This is a genomic window from Micropruina sp., assembly GCF_047606365.1.
Classification (GTDB): Bacteria; Actinomycetota; Actinomycetes; order Propionibacteriales; family Propionibacteriaceae; genus Micropruina.
The window spans coordinates 1-3627 of sequence record NZ_JASGEN010000079.1; the positions used below are offsets into that span (position 1 = coordinate 1).

Consider the following 3627-nt stretch of genomic DNA (forward strand, 5'->3'; position numbering starts at 1 on the left):
CGGCGAGGATGCGGCGCATCGCCACGACGGCGGTGGCCTCCTGGTCGAGAGCAGCCCGGATGAAGCCGCCGTATCTGCGGTCGTACACCGCGACGGCCTCGTCGAACAGGGTGCGCTTGTCGCCGAAGGCGGCGTACAGGCTGGGCTGGCCGATCCCGAGTTCCTCGCTGAGGTCACGCACCGACGTCGCCTCGTAGCCCTTGCACCAGAACAGCCGGATCGCCCGGTCGAGTGCCGCATCGCGGTCGAAGGAGCGCGGACGTCCTCGCGTCACAGTGGCAGCCATCCCGTCATTTTATATCGATCGCTAGCTAATGCACTACGGTGCATATATCTAGCGATCGCTACACAAAGGAGCAGAGCATGACAGCACGAGGCGGTGCGATGCCGCCCACCGTCTGGGCCATCGCCTTCGGCATCTTCGCCCAGGGCACCAGCGAGCTCATGCTGGCCGGTCTATTGCCGGGGATGGCGTCCGATCTCGGGGTGACGATCCCACAGGCGGGCCTTCTGATCAGCGCCTTCGCGCTCGGCATGGTGGTCGGCGCTCCCGCGCTGGCAGTGCTCAGCCTGCGCTGGCCGCGCAAGCTCGCCCTACTCGCATTCCTCGCGGCGTTCACCGTCAGCCACATCCTCAGCGCGCTCACCGACAGCTACGGCCTGCTATTCGTCATGAGGTTCCTGGGAGCGTTCGCCTATGCCGGGTTCTGGGCCGTCGGCGGCAGCGCAGCCATGGCCCTGGCCGGCGAAGAACGCCGCGGCCGGGCGATGAGCATCGTGACTGGTGGACTCACCGTCGCCACGGTGCTGGGCCTGCCGGCGGGCACTTGGATCGGGCAGCGCCTCGGATGGCGCGGAGCGTTCTGGATGGTGGCGGCACTCTGCCTGATCGCGGCGATCGTGATCGTGACGGTGGTACCGGGCCTGCGGCCGGGCCAGCCGACCAGTGTCCGCAGTGAACTGCGCGGCCTGCATCAGCCCCGGTTGTGGCTGTCCTACGCGATGACCGCGGCATCCAAGGCCGCGCTTCTCGGTACCTTCTGCTACCTCGGCACCATGCTGATCGAGATCGCCGGGCTCGACGCCGGCTGGGTTCCGGCGGTGTTGCTCGGCTACGGGCTCGGCGCTCTCGTCGGCATCGCGATGGGTGGTGGATTCGCGGACCGCTACCCACGGGCAACCTTGGGCGTCGGCTTCACCGGGCTGCTCGTCGCCTCGCTGCTGATCGCTCTCGCAGCGCGCCATGCCGGCGCGGTCACGGTATTGGTCGTTCTCCTCGGCATGGTGGGTTTCGGGGTGAGCCCGGCGCTGAACTCTCGCGTCCTCGCCCTCGCCCCGGACGCTCCGACCTTGGCGGTGTCGGGCACGGTGTCGTCCTTCAATCTGGGTATCGCCCTCGGACCGTGGCTGGGCGGGCTGGCGTTGACCGCTGGGTACGACTACTCGGCGATCCCGGCTATCGGTGCGGCCATCGCCGGCCTGGCGCTGCTGTTATGGGTCGGTGACCTTGCCCTGGGAAGCTGGACGCGTTCGCTGCGGCTCGGGATCAAGCAGCACGCCGCTTCCCGACTTCCGGAGGATGCAGCGCCGCGACGCGTGACAGACGCCACCGGGACAGCAGAGTCCTGACCAGCCAGCCGGAGGTCATTCCGGCCACCACGCCGGCCAGCCCGTAGCCGGCCACCACGCCGAGCAGCCAGGAGACCGGCATGGCGACCACCAGCTGGCTGCCCAGTCCGATCAGCATCATCGAGCGGGTGTCGCCGACCGCCCGGATCACCGCCGCCCAGCTGATCGAGATGATGATCAGCGGGACCATCACCCAGAACAGCGGCAGCACGGGCTGGTGAGCTGGGCGACGGCGGGGTCGACGGTGTACAGCAGCAGGTACCAGCCCGGCAGCAGCAGCACCGGCAGCGCGACCAGCGCGGTGCACAGGGCGAGAAAGACCGTCCCCACCCATTGCGCGACGACGATCTGGACGGCCGTTCCGAGCGGCGCCACCAGTGCGCTGACGAAGACGAACACGGCCGCCGCCCGCGCCATCACCGCCAGTTCCCCGGTGTCGTAGTGACCCAGGATCGCGGTGTCGGCGACCACCAGCAACAGAGTCGCGGCACTGCCGACCAACAGCAGCCAGGCCACCGTCGCAACCCCGCGTACACCGGCGGAGCAGAAGGACAATCTCGACGCGGCGATCATGCCCACCCCCGGCAACCTGCTGGGGACAGCCGACCACCTCTGGGCACTGAACCGGAGCAGCGGAAGGAAGCCACCGCGTCAGGCTACTATAGACGAGAATCATTCTCATTTAGAGTTAGGCACCGGAAATGAGGTCGCGTCGCCATGATCGTTCCTAGGTTGGGCGAGGTGCAGGAGACCTTGCTGATCCCGCTGTACGGCCGAGCCAAGGATGCAGCGGCTCGACGATCCGTTCTGGGCGATGAGCGAGCACGCGAGATGGTGGCGTCCATCGACTACGACTTCGCCCGGTTCCGCGGCGGTTCATTGCCGGGGTCGGTGTTGCGCACATCGATCTTCGACGGCTGGGTGCGGGATTTCCTGGCCGAGCACCCCGACGGCACCGTGGTGGAGATCGGATGCGGCCTGAACACTCGGTTCGAGCGTGTCGACAACGGCACAGTGCGTTGGTTCGACATGGATCTGCCGGATGTCGTGGAGTTGCGGCGCAGGTTCCTGGACGACGATGCGCGCCGGACGACACTGGCCGGCTCTGCGTTCGATCTCGATTGGATGGATCCGGTCGCGGCGCCGTCCGGACCGTGGCTCTTCGTCGCCGAGGCGATGTTCCTCTACTTTTCCGCTGAACAGGTACACCAAGCGATCGACCAACTGGCGCAACGATTCCCGGGCTCTCTGCTCGCGTTCGACACCGGCGGCCGCACGATGATGAAGAGCCAGCGCCACAACGGTGCGATGAAGCGAGTCGATGCCACGATGCAGTGGATCTGCGACGACCCCGGCGAGCTTTCCGCGTGGGGCCTGCAGTTGCTGGACACACGAACGTTCGGTTCTCCGCAGCCGAGGGTGGCCGCAACCTGGCCTGCGCGCTACCGCTACGGCATGCGGGCGCTCACCCGCGTCCTTCCGGCGACAAGGGCGTACCGGATGAACTTGTTCCGGATGTCCTCACCGGCCTGAAGCAGCTTCGCCCGCTGCCCGGTGAATCCCCGCCTTGGCGATCTCGACGGCGCGTCGGCAGGCGTCGAACCGGTTTCTGGTTGACACCAGCCATGCCCGTGCGCGCCAGATCAACCACGATCCGGCTTGAACTCGAACCAGGCGTCAGGAGTGCGGTCAAGAGCACCACAGTCCGGCTCCAGCCGGGGCAAGCCCGGGATGACGATGACGGCAAGCCGGGGAATGATGACGACGTGCCGAGCTCCCTACCCCGCAGCTTGCTCAGCTTCAGCGATCTTCTCCGCAGCCCGGATCTCGGCGGTGTTGATCCGGCTCGCGGCGTAGCCGAGTAACGCCAGCTGGGCCACCCCGGCGACCAGGAACACCGACCGCAGCGCCCAATCGCGCGGCAGGACGGCCTCACCCAGGTTGACCAGCAGGCCGCCCAGCACGGTGCCGATGGCGATCGTGCCCCAGCCGAAGAAC

Annotated in this window: 6 protein-coding genes; 2 read left to right on the forward strand and 4 right to left on the reverse strand. The window is 67.4% G+C overall.

Translation table 11 applies throughout. The annotated features are described in order from the left end of the window. Positions 1-286: helix-turn-helix domain-containing protein (locus QM624_RS08855; protein ID WP_415090905.1), on the reverse strand; the 286-nt coding region annotated here is incomplete at its 3' end. A 77-nt stretch (positions 287-363) separates the two neighbouring features. Here QM624_RS08855 and QM624_RS08860 point away from each other — a divergent pair. Further along, positions 364-1629, forward strand: coding sequence for a Cmx/CmrA family chloramphenicol efflux MFS transporter (locus QM624_RS08860; protein ID WP_415090907.1), 1266 nt, complete (start codon positions 364-366; stop codon positions 1627-1629). On the opposite strand, the gene QM624_RS08865 is transcribed toward QM624_RS08860, so the two are convergent. After that, a complete protein-coding gene (locus QM624_RS08865) occupies positions 1547-1840 on the reverse strand; it encodes a hypothetical protein (protein ID WP_415090909.1) in 294 nt (97 codons plus the stop codon). The genes QM624_RS08860 and QM624_RS08865 overlap by 83 nt on opposite strands. Next, positions 1819-2145, reverse strand: a complete 327-nt coding sequence (locus QM624_RS08870) for a hypothetical protein (RefSeq protein ID WP_415090911.1) — start codon at positions 2143-2145, stop codon at positions 1819-1821. Before QM624_RS08870 ends, QM624_RS08865 begins: the two co-directional genes overlap by 22 nt. 201 nt (positions 2146-2346) lie before the next feature. Here QM624_RS08870 and QM624_RS08875 point away from each other — a divergent pair, with 201 nt between their 5' ends. Beyond that, complete coding sequence (locus QM624_RS08875; RefSeq protein WP_415090913.1) at positions 2347-3162, forward strand: class I SAM-dependent methyltransferase; 816 nt, start codon at positions 2347-2349, stop codon at positions 3160-3162. Positions 3163-3407: 245 nt separating this feature from the next. Here the strand turns inward: QM624_RS08875 and QM624_RS08880 are convergent. Continuing rightward, a partial coding sequence (locus QM624_RS08880) for a hypothetical protein (protein ID WP_415090915.1) occupies positions 3408-3627 on the reverse strand: 220 nt, incomplete at its 5' end.

What these genes read in the sequence shown, in the direction of transcription:
- QM624_RS08860 (WP_415090907.1), top strand. Translation starts at nt 364, where the DNA reads ATGACAGCACGAGGCGGTGCGATGCCGCCCACCGTCTGGGCCATCGCC.
- QM624_RS08875 (WP_415090913.1), top strand. Translation starts at nt 2,347, where the DNA reads ATGATCGTTCCTAGGTTGGGCGAGGTGCAGGAGACCTTGCTGATCCCG.